This is a genomic window from Hylemonella gracilis, from assembly GCF_004328645.1.
GTDB classification, from domain to species: Bacteria; Pseudomonadota; Gammaproteobacteria; order Burkholderiales; family Burkholderiaceae_C; genus Hylemonella; species Hylemonella gracilis_B.
The window spans coordinates 513,490-532,770 of record NZ_CP031395.1; the positions used below are offsets into that span (position 1 = coordinate 513,490).

Consider the following 19,281-nt stretch of genomic DNA (forward strand, 5'->3'; position numbering starts at 1 on the left):
CCTTCACTGCGCAGGCACATCTCGCTCATCTTTTCGGGGATTTGAGGTCCGATGGCTTGCGCAAGGGGGTACGCCGCTCCAAGGTCGCCAGCAGAGTGCCCACCTCCCTGCCTGGCCTCCAAAGAGGCAACTCCTCGGGCATGAACCGGCTCGACATCTGCGGATCGGCCACGAAGGCGTTGTACGCATCCTCGATACCGGCCGCGATGATCGACACCTTGGACTCATTGCCCAGACTCTTGAGCGCGTTGCGAAAATCCCTTTGCCGGTTCAGACTGCCTGCAATCAGGTGGTGGATTTCGTCCACGATGAGCACCTTGACCCCCAGCTCCCGGAAGAGATGCTTCACCTGGGAATTCTTCTCCTGGACCGAGGAACTCGGCTTGTAGGTCGCCATCAGCGCGTCCAGGATCCGAGAATAGAAGGCGGAGACATCCGGCGCCGGCGGCGCTTCGACCATCACCACCGGGCATGTCGTTACCTCGGCGGCCGGGTCCAGATCCGGAGGATGCAAGGACATGAACCGCTCAAGGATGGAGGTCTTGCCATTGAAGGAGGGTGCCACCAGCAGCATGTTGGGCATGCGGGTGATCCGCGGGTAGTCCAGCAGATCCTCCATCCTGGCCAGAATCTCCTTGGCCCGGTCGTAGGTCATCCAGGTTCCCTCCCGGATGGCTCGAATGCGTACATCATCTGGTTCGCCCAGCAGGCGCTCGGCCTCCGGACTCAAACGGGATTTGAGCTCAGACGTCGCCATCACTCGTCATCCAAGGCTTCGATGTCGTCGGGGTCGTAACCGCGCACGGACGGAGGAGGAGCACTGGACGCCGCAGGCTGGGAAACCGTCGGCATGGTCTGTTTCTTGGTCTCGCGCTGCTTGGCGTGTTCCACCCTGCGCTGCGCCTCGCGCCTGGCCGTCTTGGTCTTGGCGGCCGCTTCGGCCTCAATGGCCCGCTGCTCGTTCAGGATGGCAAACACCAGCTTTTCGTTTTCGGGATCGATGCCCTTTGCCTTCGCTGCGCGCTGGGCATTGCGCAACTCCCAGATGCTCACCGGCGGCAGACTCGTGTCCCGGTAGGGAATGGCACAGAACCGACCACTCAGCTCATCGAAGAAGTAGAGCTGGCTGACGTCTCGCGGGTCTCGGTGAAAACGGAATGTGCGCTTGTGTTTGGGGAATTCAGGATGCGGCGCGTTGATCCACGGCCGCAGGACATCGTGGTAGTAGTGCACGTTGTCGATCACCACGCCATAGCCCTGCACCGGCCGCTCGACGTACGGCGTGAAATGGATCCGCAAGGTTTCCTCGTCCAACCGGCGTGCCGGCAATCCGCGCCCTGGTTTCTTCTTCGTGCCCAGCAGTCCCTCACGGAACTTCACCAACGGGGGCATGCCGATGCCGGTGTGCACCTCGCGGTGATAGCGGGCAAAGAAGAGGATCAGCCACCGCTCGATCTCCGCAAAGGTCATGCAAGCGTTGCCCTCGGCGTCGTACTCGCCTTTTTCATCAGGCCCGGAGAAGGTTGAACCTTTTACGCTTTTGAGACCCTGCGTGACCGTGCCCATCAGGCGTTCGATGTGGGCGCCATACCGCGGCTTTTTGACCGGCCGCAGGTGGATGTCGATGTCATATTCCCGGCAAGCCATCTTCAACATGTCGCCACGGAACTCCTTGGCGTTGTCCATGTGGATAGCGCCCATCACGCCCCAACATGGCCACTCAATGTGTTCTGCGATTGTCAGATGCCGGAGCCAAGCTTCTTTCGGAAGAATGGCATGGGCGATGCACATGCCGGCCGACATGGCCGACGGCGGGTCCAAGGTCAGGTACATGCCCAGGCACACCCGGCTATCAACGTCGATCGCCAGAGTGATCCACGCCCTGTTAATCGGCTTGCGGTGCTCGTCATCGACGATGATCACCGGCAGCAAGGTATGGTCGATCTGAACAATCGCGAGAGGCCACTCCGCATCCGGAATAGTGCCCTTGGCGGGGTCGTGCAGGGCAAAGGCCGCTGCCTCACCAAGACGCCTGCGCGTGCGCTCGCGACCGGACGTCTGCTTCAGGCGGAGCCTGATGGTGTTGGTTGCTGGTAGACGCAGGCCGGCATTCGAACAGCGGCGACGGATCTCCAGAACGGTTTCGGTGATCGAAGGCTTCTGCTCTGTGTCGTGGAAGCTCTCTATCGTGTCGCGGATGATGGCTTCGACCTCGGGCGAGATGCGCCGCCCCGCCTTGCCGCCTCCGGCGCGGCCCCGCATAGGCAGCAGTGAGGAAAGAAGCCCAGTGCGTCTGAAAGCATCCAGCCACCGGTAGACGGTCGCCCGATTGACGCCTGCGTCGATAGCGATCTGCTCAGCCGTCTTGGTTCCGTACAACGACTGGTTGACCAGCAGCGGCTCAAGCCACTTTCTGCGTTGCTCCGCGATCGCCCAATCCGACTCGGGGATCTTCGACAGATCGATCTCTACGGACTCAGCGCCGCTGGCAGTGGAGATAGGCTGGGGAGGCCGCAGATCGCCAATAGTCAGCAAGACTTTCGCACCTGTCTCCAGATCCTTCGCCAATATCTTGTTCAGATCGGCGACCTCGAGAATGGCGTAGTCCCGGTCATTGCTGCTGACGATCGCCCCTTTGCTCAGCGGCAGTTGGTTGGGGATCACCTTGGCCATGCGTCATCTCCACCTCGGGCAATGAGTACCTCACTCCCGAATGGCACGTCCAAGTCAGTCACCAGATGCCCTGACAGGAGCATCGACCAAATGACCGGCAACCAGTGCAGCTTGTCATCTTCTGTCTGAGCAAGTTGCTCCAGCACCTGGTGATGGGATCGGGGAGTCTCGTCAACGCAGTCGAGCACACGTTCGATGTCTGCGACCGCTGGGCTGGTGTTTCTGTATGCGCGCAGGAATTTGAGATTCGCCAGGCGGGGTGTTCGAATCTGGCGCTGGTCGACGATCTTGAACTCCCAGCCCTGCTCCTCGGCAAACCGCTTCGCGCAATCGAATTTGAAGGCGTATTTGTCGGCGTTCCTCGCCAGGTCGTCCGTGTGCTTGACGTCCACGAGGGTTCTTTTGGGCTCCTGCCCGGACACGGCATCCGGGTGGTAGCGCACCAGCACATCCGGCACATAGCCACGGGGCACACCTGGGACGGGCACCCTGACAGGTTGAGGTTCGAAGGAGTGAACTGCCGGGTCGAAGTCGAGCAGCAGAAAGTAGTCCTTCTCGAGCAAGGACTCGAAAGCATCGATCTCGGCGTTCTTGCGGCTGGAATAGCTGCCCGTCACCACCAGATGATTTTTGGGAATCTTGCGGACCGGCATCCAGACCCTTTCACGATCACCCCACGATCGCACTAGCTTCTGGATTCTGTCGCATTCAATTCTGAAAGAAAAGTCCTAGAATGAAACGAAATTCGCTACTGACCAGGCTTCCCGTCAGTAGGCGTCTGACACCGCGGCAAGCCGGCGCCCGCCCGCCCGCCCGCCGTGCCAAGTTTCCCGCTGGATTCCAACACCACAACAGGCCAGCCATTTCCCCCGACCTGTCTTCCATTGGAAAGGAATCCGCATGCAATGTCCCGTCTGCTCGAGCACACGGCTGGTGATGTCCGAACGCCAGGGCATCGAAATCGACTACTGCCCGCAATGCCGCGGCGTGTGGCTGGACCGTGGTGAGCTCGACAAGATCATCGACCGCTCGCAGGGTGTGGCACCCGGCGCCGCATCGCCAGCGCGCGTCCAGACAGCGATGCAGCAACCCTACGCGCCTCAACCCCCACAGCCGCAGCCTTACCCGCCGCAACAAGGCACGTATTACCGCAAGAAGAAGCGGGAAGGGTTTCTGTCCGACATCTTTGACTTCGACTGAAACGCCCGGCATGTCCTCGCCCACCGCCTCGCCCTTGTCACTGCGCGACTACGGCCCCTCGCACGGCAGCCACGCGCACACGCACCACCAACTGCTGGTGGGATTGGAGGGCGTGCTGGAGCTTGAAGTCGAGGGCCGCGGCCACTGGATCGCGGCGGGCGACGCCGTGCTGATTGCCCCGGGTGACCGTCACGATTTCGAGTCGCCCCGGGGCAGCCGTTGCCTGGTGCTGGACAGCGACCATCCGGCCTGGGCGGGCTGCGCGGCCCAACCGCATCGGCCCGCCCAGGTCGCGGCATTGGCGAACTACTTGCTGCAGGCCTGGCCGCAGCCCCTGGCCCTGAGCCATGCGCCCGCGCTGCTGCTGGAAGCCTGGCGCCGGCCAGGGACGAAGGCCCGGGTGCAACGCCCCATCGACTGGCTGGCGCTGAGCGCCTGGGTGCAGGCCCGGCTGGACCGCCCGCTGGGCGTCGCCGACCTGGCGCGGCAGGCGCACCTGAGCCCCTCACAGTTCGCCACGCGCTGCCAGCAAACCCAAGGCATGGGCCCGCTGGCCTGGTTGCGGAGCCAGCGGCTGGCCCAGGCGCGGGCATTGCGCGACGCGGGTTGGTCTGTTCAGGAAACAGCGCGGCGCACGGGCTACCGTTCTCCCTCCGCGCTCACGGCCGCCCTGCGCCGCGCCGGCATGTAGCGCGCCGGCCCCAGACCCGACCGGCAAAACGCGACGACCGATCCGCGATCCGCGACGATCGCTTTTTTTACACTGGCGCCATGCACGCCAATCTTCATGCCCTGGGCGCGATCGCCCTCTGGGCCTCCCTGGCCGCACTGGGCGTCACGCTCCAGCACGTGCCCCCGTTTCTGCTGACCGGCCTGGCCCTGCTGATCGGCAGCCTGCCCGCCTGGCCGGCCCTGCCGGGGTTGCTGCGACAGGGCAAGTTGCCGCTGTCCACGCTGGCACTGGGCATCTACGGCCTGTTCGGCTTCCATTTCCTGCTCTTCGTGTCGCTGCGGCTGGCGCCGCCCGTGCAAGCCAATCTGATCAACTACCTGTGGCCGCTGCTGATCGTGGTGATGGCGCCGCTGTTCCTGCGCGAGCTCACGCTCAAACCCCTGCATCTGGTGGCGGCGCTGCTCGGTTTCGCGGGCGCGGCCATCGCCATCCTGGGCGGCGGCGCCGCGCTTGCCGTGGATGGGGGCGCGTGGCATTGGGGCTATTTGCTGGCGCTGGCTTCGGCCTTTGTGTGGGCCAGCTACTCGCTGCTGACACGACGCGTGGCCGCCTTTCCGACCTCGGCCATCGGCCTGTTCGGTCTGGTCTCGGGTCTGCTGTCCCTGCTCTGCCATGTCGTGCTGGAATCCACCGCGCCCTCGTTCTCGGCGCTGGCCCCGCGCGACTGGCTGCTGCTGACCCTGCTGGGCCTGGGCCCGCTGGGCGCCGCCTTCTTTCTCTGGGACTACGCGCTCAAGCGCGGTGACGCGCGACAAATCGGGGTATTGAGCTACCTCACACCCCTGGGTTCGACCGCGTTGTTGATGCTGGTCAGCGGTCAACCCTGGCGCTGGAGCATCGCGGCAGCGGCGGTGCTCATCATTGGCGCGGCGCTGATCAGCACGCGGGCCCGCTGAGAGGTCCAGCGCTTCAGGAACCCATCAAGGCCGAGGGTGTTTCCGACTCGAGCACCTGTCGCGCCCAGGGCGCGATCTTGGCCGCGTCGGCGCGCAGCACTTCTTGCTTGACCGCGAGGATCTGCGCCGGATGCATGGAAAAGCTGCGTAGGCCCAGACCCAGCAGCAGGCGTGTCATGCCCACGTCGCCCGCCATCTCACCGCAGACGCTGATCTCCTTGCCCTGCGCCCGGCCCTCGGCGATGGTGTCCGCGACCAGACGCAGCACCGCCGGGTGCAATGGGTCATACAGATGGGCGACGGATTCATCGGCGCGATCGATGGCCAGCGTGTACTGGATCAGGTCATTGGTGCCGATGGACAGGTAATCGAAGTAGCGCAGAAAGGTCTTGAGCATCAGCGCGGCGGCCGGGATCTCGATCATCGCGCCGACCTGCACGGCGCCCTGGCGCCGACCTTCGCGGTGCAGCTCGGCGCGCGCCTGCTCCAGCAGGGACAAGGTCTGACGGATCTCGCCGAGGTGCGCCAGCATGGGCACCAACATCTTGACCGGCCCGTGCGCCGCGGCACGCAGGATGGCGCGCAACTGCGTGAGGAACATGGCCGGATCCGCCAGACTCCAGCGGATGGCCCGCAGACCGAGCGCCGGGTTCAGGTGCTTGCCCTCTTGTGCACCGCCGTCCATCGGCTTGTCGGCGCCAATGTCCACCGTGCGGATGGTCACTGGCAGGCCGTTCATGCCTTCGACCGCGCGGCGATAGGCCTGGTACTGCTCTTCCTCGTCGGGCAGGCGGCCTTGGCGGCCCATAAAGAGGAACTCGCTGCGGAACAAACCCACACCCGCCGCACCCGCGCGCACGGCGGCGGCGGCATCCTCGGGCATTTCGATGTTGGCCAGCAGATCCACCGGCTCTCCGTCGAGCGTGATGGCCGGCGTGTCGCGCAGGCGCACCAGGCGGCTGCGCGCCAGTTCGTGCTCACGCTGCTTGTACTGGTATTCGGCCAGGATGATGGGCGACGGGTCCACGATGACCACGCCCGCGTTGCCATCGATGATGATCCAGTCGTCCTGTCGCACCAGCTGGCTGGCTGAGCGTGCGCCCACCACGGCGGGGATGTCCATGCTGCGCGCCACGATGGCGGTGTGCGAGGTCTTGCCGCCCACGTCGGTGATGAAACCGGTGAACACCCCCTGCTTGAACTGCAGCATGTCGGACGGTGAGAGCTCGTGCGCCACCAGCACCAAGGCGCTCTTGTCGATCAACTCCGCGTCACCCGACTCCGCATTCGGCAGGCCGGCGGACACGGCCGCAGCGGGCATGTAGAGCGAGGCGCTGCCACCCTGCATTTCCTCCTGCATCGCGCGCAGGACTTTCTCGGTGATCTGTTCGAGGTCAGCCTTGCGCTCGCGCAGGTACTCGTCCTCCATCTCGTCGAACTGGCGGGCCATCACCTCCAGTTGCGAAGTCAACGCCCACTCGGCGTTGTAGAGGCGCTCGCGCACCCAATGCTTGACACCGCCGATGATTTCCTCGTCCTGCAACAGCATCAGATGCACGTCCAGCAGGGCCCTCAACTCGGGCGGGGCCTCCTTCGGGCCGAGCTGCTCCACGCTCTGCTGCAAGCGCTGGATTTCCTTGATGACAGCGTTGCGCCCCCGGCGCACGCGGTTGATCTCGCCCTCCACCTGGTCAGGCTCGATGAAGTAATGCGCCACGTCCACGCGGCTGGACGCCACCAGCACGGCGCGCCCGATGGCGATGCCGCGCGTGACCGCCAGGCCATGGATGGAAAAGGTCACGGGAAGTCTCCGAACGGTCTTGCCACGGGGCCGCCTGCGCCCGGCAGTCCACGCTTCGCGCGGACAGGCAAAACCCGGCCGCGGAACGCGGCACGGCGCAGGGCCCGCATGCACTTGAAAGACCGGTGCTGCCGCACGCAGTGGGCGACCTTGGGAGTCATTTCATTCGCCTTCGCCGAACTTGTCGTCGATCAGCGCCAGCAGCGCCTCGATCGCCTCCTGCGCGCGCTCGCCTTCGGCCTCGATCTCGATGGCCGAACCCAGGCCCGCCGCCAGCATCATGACGCCCATGATGCTTTTGGCGTTGACGCGGCGCTCGCCGCGCGCCAGCCAGACATCACAGGGGAAACTGCCCGCCAGCTTGGTGAGCTTGGCCGAGGCGCGGGCATGCAAGCCCAGCTTGTTGCTGATGGTGGCGGGTGCCTTAGCCATGCTTATTCTCCATACGCTTGTTCCTTCCTCCTCGGTCCACGCGGGATACGCCGGACATCACTCACATAACTTCACGCACGCCCTGGCTGCCGCTCTGCAGGGCCCGGTTGACCAGGGCGTCCAAGGGCTCCTGCTGGTAGTTCACGGCTCGCCACAGCATGGGCAGGTTGACGCCCGCCAACAATCGGGCCTGTCCCGCACCTTGCGCATTCAAAGTCCGCAGCAATTGCGTCGCCACATTGCAAGGCGTGGCGCCCAGCACGTCGCTCAACAGCAGCAGCGGCAGGCCACCCAGGGTTGCCACCGCCTCGCGCGCCAGCGTCAGGCTGCGCTCGGCAGCAGTGTCGGCCTGCACGTCCAGGGCCAGCACACCATGCACGCGGTCGGGAAACACATGGGCCACGCAGGTCTGCAAAGCACTGGCCAGGGGCGCATGGGCGATGATGACGATGCCATTCATAAATTCACGATCCATTATGGCGTCTCCCTCGCGATCCAGGCCCAAGCCCTCCGTCTTGCGCACCTAAACCTTGCGACGCCTCAAGGAATTTCAGTTGCTCTCGGCGCCTTGCGCCAGAGGAACCAGACGTAGGACAGCAGGTTGCACCCCAGCATCACACCAAAAGCCCCCCGATAGGCCTGGACCCCCGTCCAGTCCAGGGCGCGCAAGGCGTCGACCAGCAGGCCTATGCCCCATTGCACGACAAACACGCCACCAAAAATCACGAGGTTGTAGGCCGAGAGCGCCCGCCCGGCGAGTTCGGGTGCGAACGCCAGCCCCACGGCCGGCTGGGCCAAAGACAGCACGCTGGAACACAGGCAGAACAGCGCTAGCAGCCAGGCCGCATGCACGCCCATGGATGGCCCCGCGACCACGAGCAGCGCCAGCATGGACAGGCTCGCGGGCACGCCCCAGGCGATCAGGCGTTCGACCTCCACGCCGCGCCGGGTCAGCCGGGGCAGCAACAGGCCCCAGAGCCAGAACGCCGTGAGCATGCACAGGTTGATGCCGAACAGACCGGTGGCCGCCTGCCTGGCGGTGTAGCCACCCACCTGCATCATCCAGGGCACGGCCCAGAGGGTCTGCACGGCCAGCAGGCTGCCATAGTTGAAGAAACCCAGCGGCGTGAGCCTGCGGAAATAAGGGTGCCGCAGCACATCGCCATAACGCCCGGACCGGCTTGCGGGCGATGACTGCACCGGGGAGAGCTGCCAGTCGGGCGTCTTCCAGGCGATCACGACCATGGCGAGCAGCAGCAGCACCGCCAGCCCCCAAAACAAAGGCCGCCAACCATAGACCGGCAGCAGCCACTGCACAGGCAAGGTGGACGCCACCATGCCCATGGAACCGGTCATCAGCATCCAGGAGTTGGCGCGCATCTGGGTGGCTGGCGTGAACCACCGGCGGTACCCCGTCATGGGCGCCATCAGGCCGGCAGCCAGGCCCACGCCGCACAACACCCGCGCCAGCAACAGCGCGGCAAAACCCGTGCTCAGCGCGAACATCGCGCAGCCGCCGACCGCCACGGCCGTGAAACCGAGGATCACGGTGCGCGGGCCGTGGCGGTCCAGCCAGCGCCCCAGCGGCAATTGCATGGCCGCGAAGCCGAGAAAGTAGCCCCCGGCCAGCAGGCCCAGGTCGCGCGCGCCGAGTTGGAACTCCTGCGTCAAGGTAGGCGACAACGTGGCGGTAGCGGCGCGAATCAGGGCCGAGAAGAAATAGGCGAAGGCAAAAGCCAGGAAGATCCAGATGGCCTGGCGGCGATTCGTAACCAGCATGGGACTCGGATTGTCGGTCCGGAACTCACTCAAAGGCCAGACTGCCGAAGAAGGGCTCCGTCATGGCCTGACTGAGTCGCTCGGCGTAGACCGCGGCATGGTAGAGCCGGCCACCGCGCGCGAACCACACCGCCTGCACGTTCAAAGCGTGCCCGGGCGAACCTTGCGCCGGCGCGAGGGCTGCGCCGTCCCCGGAGCTTTGGCGCCCCCGGGCCAGCAGCTGCGTGCCTTCGGGCTGGGCGTCCGCGCCCTTGAGCGGGAAGGGCTTGCGGCTGCCCCCCTGCGCATGGACGCTGGCCAGCACATGCGTCTGCCATTGGGCGAGCACGGCCATCAAGGCTTGGTGCGAGCTCGGCACCGCCACGGCGATCGCGAACAGACCGCCATCCGCCTCGCAGCCGAGCATGGTCACCATCACCTCATAACCCGCCATGCGCTGAGGGCGCGTGGCGCGGTCCGGCTTGCAGGGCAACAAGGCCTGCAAGACCACTTCGTCCTCCTGCGCGCCCGTCGCGTTCACGGGCTCCGGTTTCAGGCGAACCTGGCGCCAATTCAGGCTGGGGCTGCACCCCATGAGGACCAGACCGGCGCACAGCGGGAGGAATAGACGTTGAAACATGGGGGAATTATCCCCGCCCGCCATGCCCCCGGTCACCCAGGTCAGCCCCAAGGCCGATACACTCCACCTTGCCATGGATACTGACACCTCCCCCGCCCCTTCCGCCCCTGTTCAAACCGCCCGCGCGTGGCGTACCCGCGTGATCGTGATGGCCCTTGCGGTGCTACTGGCCGCGGGAGGCTGGTGGCTGCTGCGCGGCTCGGGCTTCGGCGCGGCGCCACAAACCACGTTTGTGCTGCTCGACGGGTCCACCGAAAACACCTCGGCCTGGCGCGGCAAGGTGGTGCTGGTGAACTTCTGGGCCACCAGCTGCACCACCTGTGTGGCCGAGATGCCCAGAATCATCGCCACCTACGACAAATACCACGGGCAGGGCTATGACACGGTGGCCGTGGCCATGAGCTACGACCCGCCCAGCTATGTCGTCAACTACGCCCAGACGCGCAAACTGCCGTTCAAGGTGGCCTTCGACAACACCGGCGAAGCCGCACTGGCCTGGGGCGATGTGCGCCTGACCCCCACGACCTACCTGCTGAACAAACGCGGCGAAATCGTCAAGCGCTACGTGGGGGAGCCGGACTTCGCCGAACTGCACCGCCTGATCGAGGAACTGCTGGCGCAGGCCTGAATCCCCGCGCCCGGAGTCCAACCGCGACGCTCAGCGGTTGCGGAACTCACGGTGACAGGCGCGGCAGGAATCCGCCGTGTCGCCGAAGGCGGCCTTGATGCGCTCCAGATCCCCCGTCCTGGCGGCTTCGGCCAGTTTGGCCGTGTCGCCCTGCAGGCGTTGCGCCGCCGCCTTGAATGTGTCCATCTCCTGCCAGACCTCAGGTTTTGCCTTGCCGCCTTCGTAACCCGGCGCGAAGGCCGGCCAGGGCAGCTTGCTGAGGGCCAGCAAGGCCTCCGCGCTTTCCTGGGCCACCTTGGCGTCGAATGGCACACGACCGCGCACCATCGCGCCCAGCCGGTCAGACTCCTCGCCCATGGCCTTGAGCTTCGCTTGACGGTATTGAACGGCGTCCTCGGCTTTGGCAAACTGCGCCATTGCAGGCCCGGCAAACAGCCCACACATCAGGGCACAGGCCACAAAAAGGGCGGCGTGGCGCGGAAAGGTCTTCGCGGTCATGATCACGACTCCTATGGGTCAATGAATAAGGGATGAACACAAGATGAACGCGGGGGCATTCTTGCATCAAAAGACGTCGGAGTTGAAACACAGGGTGCGGGTCTGGGATTTACCGACCCGCCTGTTTCACTGGCTGCTGGCGTCGGCCGTCATCGGTATGTTCGTCACCGGCTACCTGGGCGCGCTGGACTGGCACATGCGCCTGGGCTGCGTCGTGCTGACCTTGCTATTGTTTCGCGGGCTCTGGGGCGTGCTGGGTGGCCATTGGTCACGCTTCGCCAACTTTTACCCCTCGCCCCGGCGGCTTTGGAACCTGCTGCGCGCCAAACGGGAGGAAGGGCCGGAGCATCTCGGCCACAAGCCGCTCGGCGCGCTGTCGGTCTGGGCCATGCTGCTGGTCCTGCTGGCGCAGGTGGTCAGCGGACTGATGAGCGACGACGACATCGCCTATGCCGGACCCTGGGCTCGGCATGTGCCCGAGGCCGTGACGTACGGGATGACGAACTACCATGCCGCCATCGGTCAGTGGCTGCTGTTGGCGCTCTTGCTGCTGCACGTCGGCGCCATACTTTTCTATTGGCTCGCCAAGAAGGAAAATCTGATCGCCCCCATGCTGCATGGCGACAAACTGCCAACGCTCACGTCCACGCCCAGCCCGCCATCGCGCGACGATTTTTGGACCCGGCTGCTGGCCTTGGGCCTGCTGCTCGCCTGCGTGGCGGTGAGCGGTTGGCTGACCGGCTTTGCCACCTGAGCACACCACCGCACACGGACTCACCCAGGTTCTGAAAGGCCGACGCGCCCTTCCCCACGTCCCACCCATGACCGCACCCGCTCCTTCGCCCTTCCCGTCCATCACGCTGTCCACGCCGCAAGAAACAGGTGCGCTGGAGATACTGAGAGATCTGTTCCGCGAGTACGCGCGCAGCCTGGGCATCGACCTGGCGTTTCAGAACTTCGAGCAGGAACTGCGCGAATTGCCCGGGGAATACGCCGCACCACGGGGCGCCCTGCTGCTGGCCTGGGTGGACGGGCAGGCAGCAGGCTGCTGCGCGTTGCGTCCACTGGACACGGCCGACTATGCCAATGCCTGTGAGATGAAGCGACTGTACGTGCGCCCGGCCTTCCGCAAGCTGGGCTTGGGACGACGCCTGAGCGAAGCGGTGCTCGACGCTGCGCGGGTGCAGGGCTACGACCACGTGTTGCTGGACACACTGGACGACATGGAAGCCGCCCGCGCGCTCTACGAAGACCTGGGCTTCGTCGACATTCCGCCCTACTACCACAACCCCATCGCGGGCGCGCATTACCTGCTGGCCACGCTGTCCGGTTCGCGCAAGTGACTCAGCCTCAAGCAAAACCGGTCTCGCTTCCGCGTGCGGGCGCGCTTCAACCCAGTCGGACCTTGCTGTAACTGTCGCGATCCATGTCCACGACCTCGACGCTCAGATGGGCGGTGAGGGCGATGGGCAACGGGGGCATGTGCTCGCGCATGCCGGCGAGCACGCGCTGGCTCAGGTCTTTCCTGGCCTGCGGGCTGCGCCCGGCCAGGATGCGCAATGTGACGTGGATGAAACCACGCCCCTCGTCCGCGAGCCCCACGCGAAAGACCTCGACGCGCAAGACACGTGCCTTGAGGTCGGCTTCGTCCCAGATTTCGGGACTGGCGGCGAGACGGCGTGTGACGGCCGCCAGCATGGCGTCAAAAGGAAGCGCTCCGAGATTCGGGGTGTATTCGACAACGATATGGGGCATGGGTGCGAAGGTCCTGGGCGGGTCCTGGGCGGACGGGTAGATAGGGGATGCCGGACTCGGTTCAACGCCGGGGCGTCACGCGGCTTCGGCCGCGATGCCCACGCCCAGCAAACGATCCAGCAGCGCTGCGTCTTGCACCAGCGCCGCGCTGGGGCCGGCGTGGACCACGGTGCCGCGCTCCAGCACGATGGCCTGGTGCGTCATGTCCAGCGCCAGCACCGGGTGCTGCTCGACCACGATGGAGGCGAGGCCCTCGTCTTCGCAGAGGCGACGGATGGATGCCGCCAGTTCTTCGACGATGATGGGCGCCAGCCCTTCCATGGGTTCGTCCAGTAGCAGCAGCAGCGGGTTGGTCATCAGGGCACGGCCGATGGCCAGCATCTGCTGTTCACCACCGGAGAGCTGGTTGCCGTAGTTGGCGCGCCGTTCGCGCAGGCGCGGAAAGAAGGCGTAGACACGGTCCAGCTTCCAGGCACCGGGGCGCGCGACCACGGTCAGGTTTTCCTCCACCGTCAGCGAAGGGAAGACCTCGCGTTCCTGCGGCACCCAGCCCAGGCCCGCGCGCACGCGCAGGTGCACGGGCAGGCGCGTGATGTAGCGCCCACGCCAGCGGATGGCGCCGCCCATCACGCGGGTATTGCCCATCAGCGTTTCAAGCAGCGTGGTCTTGCCCACACCGTTGCGCCCGAGGATGGCCAGGCTCTGCCCTTCCTCCAGGGCGAGGCTCAGTTTGTCCAGCACCACGGCATTGCCGTAACCGGCTGTGACACGGTCAAAGGCCAGCAGTTCAGCCATGGGAGGTCTCCTGATGGAGGCCCACGTGGGTGCTGCCGAGATACACCTCGCGCACGCGTGGATCGTTGGCGATGTCCCGGGGCGAGCCCTCGGTCAGGATGCGTCCGGCCACCAGCACCGAGATGCGCTGGGCGAAGCGGAACACCAGATTCATGTCGTGCTCGATGAACAGCACGCTGATGTCCGAAGGCAGTTCGGCGATCACGTCGAACAGTTCGCCGCTCTCGTCTTCGGGCACGCCAGCGGCGGGCTCATCGAGCAGCAGGATGCGTGGCCGCGCCGCCAGTGCGAGTGCAATTTCCAGCAGGCGCTGCTTGCCATAGGCCAGCTCGGCCGCGGGCACGTTGGCCAGCGCATCCAGGCGCAGCCGCTTGAGCAGCGCATGGGCTTCATCGAAGCAGGCGGTGCTGCGGCGATAGGGTCGCCACCAGGTCGCGCCCTGGCCTTCGCGTTCGTGGATGGCCAGCACCACCGACAGCAGCGGTGTCAGGCTCGGGAACAGCTGGTTGATCTGGAAGGTGCGGGCCAGGCCATTGCGCGCGCGGCGGTCGGCCCCGTGCGCCGTGATGTCCTGCCCGTTCATGCGGATGCGGCCGGCGGTCGGCTTGTAGACGCCGGTGAGCAGGTTGATCAGCGTGGTCTTGCCAGCACCATTGGGACCGATCAGGGCCTGGCGCGCGCCGGCCTGCAACTGCAGGTTCACCTCGGCCACGGCCTGGAATGCGCCGAAGCGGATGCCCAGGCCCTGGGTTTCAAGTGCCAGGGTGCTCATCGGGCCTGCTCCTTGACGCGCACCAGGCGGGACAAGGCCCCCATGATGCCGCCGCGACCGATCATCACCACCGCGATCAGGAAGATGCCCAGCCAGAACATCCAGTACTCGGGGTTGAGGTCGGCGAACGCGTCGTGCACCAGCATGTAGACGATGGCACCGATCAGGCCGCCGTACAGGCGGCCGGTGCCGCCCAGCACCAGGATGATCAGGATCTCGGCCGAGCGGTTGAAGCTGATCGATTCGATGCCCACGAACTGCGTGGTCTGCGCCAGCAAGGCACCGGCCACACCGGCGATGGCCGCCGAGAAGGCATAGGCCATGCGCAGGCGCGACTCGACCGGCGAACCGATCGCCAGCATGCGTTTGCGGTTGTCGTGGATGCCGCGCAGCGCCAGGCCGAAGGGTGAACGCAGGACCCGACGCACCAGCAGAAACATCAGCAACACCATGACATAGGCGTAGACAAAGGCCGTCTTGCCGAACAGGTCGAACTCGAACAGACCGGCCACCGGCCACACCACCATGCCTTGCAGGCCATCGGTACCGCCGGTGATGCCGGACAGTCGGTTGACCAGTTCGTACAGCAGCAGGCACACGCCGATGGTGATCATCAGACGCGTCAGGTCGGCGCCGCGCACGACCATGTAGCTCAGCGCGTAACCGAGCAGCCCGGCCACGACCAGGGCGGCCATCAGTCCCGTGAAAGGTTCGCCCCAGCCATGGCGCGCCAGCAGGCCAGCGGCATAGGCACCGGCGCCGAAGAAGGCGGCGTGGCCAACCGTCAGGATGCCGGCGTAACCGAGCGCCATGTCCAGCGAGACCGCGAACAGGCCAAAGATCAGGATCTGGCTCAGCAGCGTCAGGTGGTCGGGCGCGAGAAAAAAGCTGCAGGCCAACAGCAGCCAGAAGGCCAGCTCGGCGGCGCGCAACTGCGCCGGAGAAAGTACGAGTCGTTTCATGCGAGGCCCTTGCGCGGAATGATGCCGTTGGGGCGCAGCAGCAGCATGCCGATCATGAAGACATAGATCAGGAAGGCGCCGGCTTCCGGCAAGTAGTACTTGCCCGCCACGTCCACGATGCCGACCAGCAGGGCCGCCACGAAGGGGCCAACGATGGTGCCGGCACCGCCGACGCAGACCACGATCAGGAAGTACACCATGTACTTGAGCGGAAAGTACGGCTCCAGGCCCAGCATGCCCAGGCTCAGTGCACCGCCCAATCCGGCCAGGCCGCAGCCCAGGGCGAAGGTCAGGAGGAAGAGTCGCTGCACATGGATGCCCGTGCCTGCTGCCACGCGTTGGTTGTCCACTGCGGCACGCACCATGGCGCCGTACCGCGTGCGCAGCATGCCGAGCAGCAGCACGAGGATCAGCAGACCCGCGCCAATCAGGAAGAGGCGGTAACGCCCCACGCCGACACCCGCAATCGTGACTTGGCCTTGCAGCGCCTCCGGCAGATGGAAGGGCAACATGGAGGGACCGAAGAAATAGGTCAGTGCGGCGATGGACACAAAGACCAGGCCGATGGACAGCAGCACCTGGTCCAGGGGATGGGCGCGGTACAGCCGGCGGTAGAGCAGGAACTCCAGCACAGCACCCAGCACGGCGGCCGCCACGAAGGCGCAGGCCAGGGCCGTCGCGTAGCCCAGGCCCAGTTGGTTCATCACGACGGCGGCGGCGTAGCCGCCGACCACGGCGAAACTGCCATGCGCCAGGTTGACGAAGTTCATCAGGCCCATGGTGATGGACAGGCCCACCGCCATGAGGAAGAGGAGCATGCCGTAGGCCACTCCATCAAAGATCACGATAGCCATCGAGTTTCCATTGCTGCGCGCGGGCCAGCCGGCCGGGCGATGATCGGCCCGCGCAGGATACAGCGGTGCAGGACCGCTGGAATTACTGGGCTTCCTTGGCCGGATCCTTCACGCGGTCGAACTTGTCGAACTCCACGTTCACCAGCTTGCCACCGACCTTCTCGGTTTTGCGGATGTAGACCGTTTGCACGATGTCGCGGGTGACCGGGTCGACCTCGATGGGGCCGCGCGGGCTCTCGAACTGCAGGCCCTTGAGTGCTTCCATGACCTTGTCGCCGCTCACGTCACCGCCGGTCTTCTTCAAAGCCTGGTCAATCGCGGCCATGGCGTCGTAGGCCGTCACGGCGAAGTAGCTCGGGCGCAAGCTGGTGCCGAACTGGGCCTCGAAGTCCTTGACGAACTTCTGGTTCTTGGCCGAGGGATGGGCATACGAATAGTGGTGGCTGGTGATCAGGCCCAGGGCCACGTCGCCGGTCGCATCCAGGTAACTGTCGTCGGTGGCCTCGCCGGTAGCGAACAGCTTGATGCCCGCGGCGTCCATGCCGCGTTCCTTCCAGACCTTGAGGAAGGCCGGCGGCATCACGCCCGAGGGGAAGAAGAAGAACACGGACTGCGGCTTGGCATCCTTGATGCGCTGCACATAGGCCGAGAAGTCCGGGTTGCTCATGGGCGTGCGCAGCTCGCCCACGACCTTGCCACCACCCTGCTCGAAGGCTTTCTTGAACGCGGTCAGGGAGTCAACGCCTGGGGCATAGTCCGCCACCACCACATAGGATTCCTTGATGCCTTGCTTGAGCATCCAGCGTGCCATCGGATCGGAGACCTGCTGTACCGTGAAGGACAGGCGCGCCACATAGGGCGACGCGGTGGTGATGCCCGAGGACGAGGCGTTCATGACGACCACCGGCACCTTGGCCTGGGTGGCGACGGCAGCGACGGCATAGGCATTGGGGCTGAAGTCCAGGCCGGTGAGGATCTGCACCTTGTCGCGCACGATCAGTTCCTGGGCGATGCGCTTGGAGGCATCGGGGTTGGCACCCCCGGTGTCCTTCTTGATGATGTCCACCGTGCGGCCGGCGATCTTGCCGCCATGCTCCTTGAGGTAGAGCGCGACGCCGGCATCGAACTGGCGTCCGTAGTCGGCATACGGGCCTGAGTAGGTGCCGATCAGGCCGATCTTGAGCGCGTCCTGCGCCTGCGCGACGGTGCCCAGCGTGGCCAGCGCGAGGGCGGCCAGCAGGGTGCGTTTGGAGAGGTTCATCGTGGTGCTCCGTGGAAAAGATCAGCCCGCAGGCCGAGGGGGGTGGAAAACGGTTTCAGGTCGGCCGAAGGGTCGGCCAGCAGCTCGGGCGCGATGCGCGCGCCCAGGGCGATCAGCTTGCGCGCCAGCATGTGCTCGGCCGGACGGTTCACCGTGTGCGCGGCGCGCACGGCGCCGTCGCGCAGGTAGAAGAGCGTGAACTTGTCGCTGGCCAGCTCGCCCCGCAGCACGGCCTGGTCACCCGGCGCGGGCAGGCCGGCCATCTGGAACTTCAGCTCGTGCTGCTCGCTCCAGAACCAGGGCACGGCGTCCAGGGGCTGGGGCCGATCGACCAGCAGGGTGGCGGCGGCACGGGCGCCGTCGTTCGCGGCTTGGATCGATTCCAGGCGCGCGCGTTGCGGACCGCCAGGCACCGCCGGCAACGCCGGCAACGCCATGTTCGCGACATCGCCGATGGCCAGCACATTCGGCGCGCTGCTGCGGCCCAAGGCATCGACCAGGATGCCGTTGTCGCAGGCGATGCCCGCCTGCTCGGCGAGTTCGCTGTTGGGCTGCACCCCGATGCCCAGCACCACCAGGTCGCAATCGATGCGCCGTCCATCGACCAGCTCCACCGCCACCACCCGGCCCTGGTGCCCGTGCAGGGCACGCACGCCACAGCCCAGCGCCAGCGCGACACCGCGCCGTCGATGTGCGTCGGCCACGTAGTCCGACATGGCGGCGGGGAAGGTGCGGGCCAGCAGGCGCGGCTGGCTCTCGACCACGGTCACGCTGGCACCCACGCTGCTCAGGGCCGCGGCCACCTCGAGACCGATGAAACCGCCCCCGATCACGCAGGCGCGTTGGCTGGCACCGAGGGCGGCCGCCACGGCCCGTGCGTCATCCAGGGTGCGCAAGGCGTGCACGCCCTGCAGGTCGGCGCCGGGCACCGACAGCCGCCGGCAGCGCGCGCCCGTGGCCAGGGCCAGCCAGCCGAAGTCCAGTTGCCCGCCATCCTCCAGGCGCAGGCGCCGCGTAGCCAGGTCCAGGCCGGTGACGCGCACGCCCAGCCGCAGGTCGATGCCTTGCTCGCGGTAGAAGTCGGGGCCGCGCAAGGCCAATTGATCCTCGGCGGTCTTGCCGGTCAACACCCCCTTGGACAGAGGCGGACGCTGGTAGGGGGTGTGCGGCTCATCGCCCAGCAACAGAATGGGCGCGTCAAAGCCCTGCTCGCGTGCGGCCGCGGCAAGCTGGATGCCGGCGTGCGAGGCGCCGACGATGAGCAGGGGCTCGGACCGTGCCATCAGACCTGGGTCTCCGGCACGCTCACGGTCAAGCCGTCCAGCTCGAGCGTCACGGTGATCTGGCAGCTCAGGCGGCTGTTGGGCGCGCGCGCGCTGGCGGTGCCGTCGAGCAACTCGTCTTCCATGTCATCGGGCGGCGGCAGCCTGGGCAGGTCGGCCTCGAGGACGTAAACATGGCAGGTAGCGCAGGAGCAGCTGCCTCCGCATTCGGCGTCGATGCCGCGGATGTTGTGGCGGATGGCGGTCTCCATCACGCTGGCCCCAGGCTTGGCCTCGACGCTGCGTGTGCTGCCGTCTTTCAGGATGTAGTGGATCGTGGGCATGGCATTCGGTGTCCAGG

The 19,281-nt window shown here is 65.8% G+C and carries 23 protein-coding genes; 6 read left to right on the top strand and 17 right to left on the bottom strand.

Annotated features, from left to right (window positions below):
- Positions 1-25 precede the first annotated feature (25 nt).
- From DW355_RS02515 to DW355_RS02525, 3 genes are read right to left on the bottom strand one after another with little or no spacing between them, the layout of a single operon-like run.
- Positions 26-757, bottom strand: a complete 732-nt coding sequence (locus DW355_RS02515; RefSeq protein WP_242671276.1) for a TniB family NTP-binding protein — start codon at positions 755-757, stop codon at positions 26-28.
- Positions 757-2,673, bottom strand: a complete 1,917-nt coding sequence (locus DW355_RS02520) for a Mu transposase C-terminal domain-containing protein (RefSeq protein WP_131277780.1) — start codon at positions 2,671-2,673, stop codon at positions 757-759. The genes DW355_RS02515 and DW355_RS02520 overlap by 1 nt, the downstream gene beginning before the upstream one ends.
- On the bottom strand, positions 2,661-3,326 hold the full coding sequence (locus tag DW355_RS02525; RefSeq protein ID WP_131277782.1) for a TnsA endonuclease N-terminal domain-containing protein: 666 nt from the start codon (positions 3,324-3,326) through the stop codon (positions 2,661-2,663). Before DW355_RS02525 ends, DW355_RS02520 begins: the two co-directional genes overlap by 13 nt.
- A gap of 247 nt (positions 3,327-3,573) precedes the next feature.
- On the opposite strand from DW355_RS02525, the gene DW355_RS02530 reads away from it, so the two are divergent.
- From DW355_RS02530 to DW355_RS02540, 3 genes are all read left to right on the top strand, one after another.
- Positions 3,574-3,873, top strand: coding sequence for a zf-TFIIB domain-containing protein (locus DW355_RS02530; protein ID WP_131277784.1), 300 nt, complete (start codon positions 3,574-3,576; stop codon positions 3,871-3,873).
- A gap of 10 nt (positions 3,874-3,883) precedes the next feature.
- Positions 3,884-4,564, top strand: a complete 681-nt coding sequence (locus tag DW355_RS02535) for an AraC family transcriptional regulator (RefSeq protein WP_131277786.1) — start codon at positions 3,884-3,886, stop codon at positions 4,562-4,564.
- Positions 4,565-4,644: 80 nt separating this feature from the next.
- Entirely contained in the window at positions 4,645-5,502 is an 858-nt protein-coding gene (locus tag DW355_RS02540) for a DMT family transporter (protein WP_131277788.1), read from the top strand.
- A gap of 13 nt (positions 5,503-5,515) precedes the next feature.
- Here the strand turns inward: DW355_RS02540 and ptsP are convergent, their stop codons facing one another.
- The 5 genes from ptsP to DW355_RS02565 all read right to left on the bottom strand — a co-directional run bounded on the left by ptsP (position 5,516) and on the right by DW355_RS02565 (position 10,133).
- Positions 5,516-7,303 carry a phosphoenolpyruvate--protein phosphotransferase gene (gene ptsP, locus DW355_RS02545; RefSeq protein ID WP_131277790.1) on the bottom strand — a complete coding sequence of 596 codons (1,788 nt, stop codon included), beginning with the start codon at positions 7,301-7,303 and terminating at the stop codon, positions 5,516-5,518.
- 162 nt (positions 7,304-7,465) lie between these two features.
- Positions 7,466-7,735: an HPr family phosphocarrier protein gene (locus DW355_RS02550; RefSeq protein ID WP_131277792.1), complete on the bottom strand. Its 270-nt coding sequence runs from the start codon at positions 7,733-7,735 to the stop codon at positions 7,466-7,468.
- A gap of 61 nt (positions 7,736-7,796) precedes the next feature.
- Positions 7,797-8,210 carry a PTS sugar transporter subunit IIA gene (locus tag DW355_RS02555; RefSeq protein ID WP_242671277.1) on the bottom strand — a complete coding sequence of 138 codons (414 nt, stop codon included), beginning with the start codon at positions 8,208-8,210 and terminating at the stop codon, positions 7,797-7,799.
- Positions 8,211-8,275: 65 nt separating this feature from the next.
- The gene (locus DW355_RS02560; protein WP_131277794.1) at positions 8,276-9,514 is read right to left on the bottom strand and encodes an MFS transporter; all 1,239 of its coding nucleotides are present in this window, start codon (positions 9,512-9,514) and stop codon (positions 8,276-8,278) included.
- 25 nt (positions 9,515-9,539) lie between these two features.
- Positions 9,540-10,133: a hypothetical protein gene (locus tag DW355_RS02565; RefSeq protein ID WP_131277796.1), complete on the bottom strand. Its 594-nt coding sequence runs from the start codon at positions 10,131-10,133 to the stop codon at positions 9,540-9,542.
- Between the two features lie 148 nt (positions 10,134-10,281).
- On the opposite strand from DW355_RS02565, the gene DW355_RS02570 reads away from it, so the two are divergent.
- A complete protein-coding gene (locus DW355_RS02570; RefSeq protein WP_131282213.1) occupies positions 10,282-10,761 on the top strand; it encodes a TlpA disulfide reductase family protein in 480 nt (159 codons plus the stop codon).
- 30 nt (positions 10,762-10,791) lie between these two features.
- Here DW355_RS02570 and DW355_RS02575 read toward each other — a convergent pair whose 3' ends face one another.
- Complete coding sequence (locus tag DW355_RS02575; protein WP_242671278.1) at positions 10,792-11,259, bottom strand: c-type cytochrome; 468 nt, start codon at positions 11,257-11,259, stop codon at positions 10,792-10,794.
- Positions 11,260-11,341: 82 nt separating this feature from the next.
- Between DW355_RS02575 and DW355_RS02580 the strand changes: the two genes are divergently transcribed.
- Positions 11,342-12,013 (top strand): cytochrome b/b6 domain-containing protein, encoded by a 672-nt coding sequence (locus DW355_RS02580; protein WP_347562739.1) that lies wholly within the window; start codon positions 11,342-11,344, stop codon positions 12,011-12,013.
- Between the two features lie 67 nt (positions 12,014-12,080).
- Complete coding sequence (locus DW355_RS02585; protein WP_131277800.1) at positions 12,081-12,602, top strand: GNAT family N-acetyltransferase; 522 nt, start codon at positions 12,081-12,083, stop codon at positions 12,600-12,602.
- 46 nt (positions 12,603-12,648) lie between these two features.
- On the opposite strand, the gene DW355_RS02590 is transcribed toward DW355_RS02585, so the two are convergent.
- From DW355_RS02590 to DW355_RS02625, 8 genes are all read right to left on the bottom strand, one after another.
- Positions 12,649-13,014 carry a 5-carboxymethyl-2-hydroxymuconate Delta-isomerase gene (locus DW355_RS02590; RefSeq protein ID WP_131277802.1) on the bottom strand — a complete coding sequence of 122 codons (366 nt, stop codon included), beginning with the start codon at positions 13,012-13,014 and terminating at the stop codon, positions 12,649-12,651.
- Between the two features lie 75 nt (positions 13,015-13,089).
- The gene (locus DW355_RS02595) at positions 13,090-13,809 is read right to left on the bottom strand and encodes an ABC transporter ATP-binding protein (RefSeq protein ID WP_131277804.1); all 720 of its coding nucleotides are present in this window, start codon (positions 13,807-13,809) and stop codon (positions 13,090-13,092) included.
- The gene (locus DW355_RS02600) at positions 13,802-14,581 is read right to left on the bottom strand and encodes an ABC transporter ATP-binding protein (RefSeq protein WP_131277806.1); all 780 of its coding nucleotides are present in this window, start codon (positions 14,579-14,581) and stop codon (positions 13,802-13,804) included. The genes DW355_RS02595 and DW355_RS02600 overlap by 8 nt, the downstream gene beginning before the upstream one ends.
- Positions 14,578-15,543: a branched-chain amino acid ABC transporter permease gene (locus tag DW355_RS02605; protein WP_131277808.1), complete on the bottom strand. Its 966-nt coding sequence runs from the start codon at positions 15,541-15,543 to the stop codon at positions 14,578-14,580. Before DW355_RS02605 ends, DW355_RS02600 begins: the two co-directional genes overlap by 4 nt.
- A complete protein-coding gene (locus DW355_RS02610; protein WP_131277810.1) occupies positions 15,540-16,397 on the bottom strand; it encodes a branched-chain amino acid ABC transporter permease in 858 nt (285 codons plus the stop codon). Before DW355_RS02610 ends, DW355_RS02605 begins: the two co-directional genes overlap by 4 nt.
- Before the next feature lie 82 nt (positions 16,398-16,479).
- Positions 16,480-17,658 carry an ABC transporter substrate-binding protein gene (locus tag DW355_RS02615; protein ID WP_131277812.1) on the bottom strand — a complete coding sequence of 393 codons (1,179 nt, stop codon included), beginning with the start codon at positions 17,656-17,658 and terminating at the stop codon, positions 16,480-16,482.
- Positions 17,655-18,941 (bottom strand): NAD(P)/FAD-dependent oxidoreductase, encoded by a 1,287-nt coding sequence (locus DW355_RS02620; RefSeq protein ID WP_131277814.1) that lies wholly within the window; start codon positions 18,939-18,941, stop codon positions 17,655-17,657. The genes DW355_RS02615 and DW355_RS02620 overlap by 4 nt, the downstream gene beginning before the upstream one ends.
- Positions 18,941-19,264 (bottom strand): 2Fe-2S iron-sulfur cluster-binding protein, encoded by a 324-nt coding sequence (locus DW355_RS02625; protein ID WP_131277816.1) that lies wholly within the window; start codon positions 19,262-19,264, stop codon positions 18,941-18,943. The genes DW355_RS02620 and DW355_RS02625 overlap by 1 nt, the downstream gene beginning before the upstream one ends.
- Positions 19,265-19,281 lie beyond the last annotated feature (17 nt).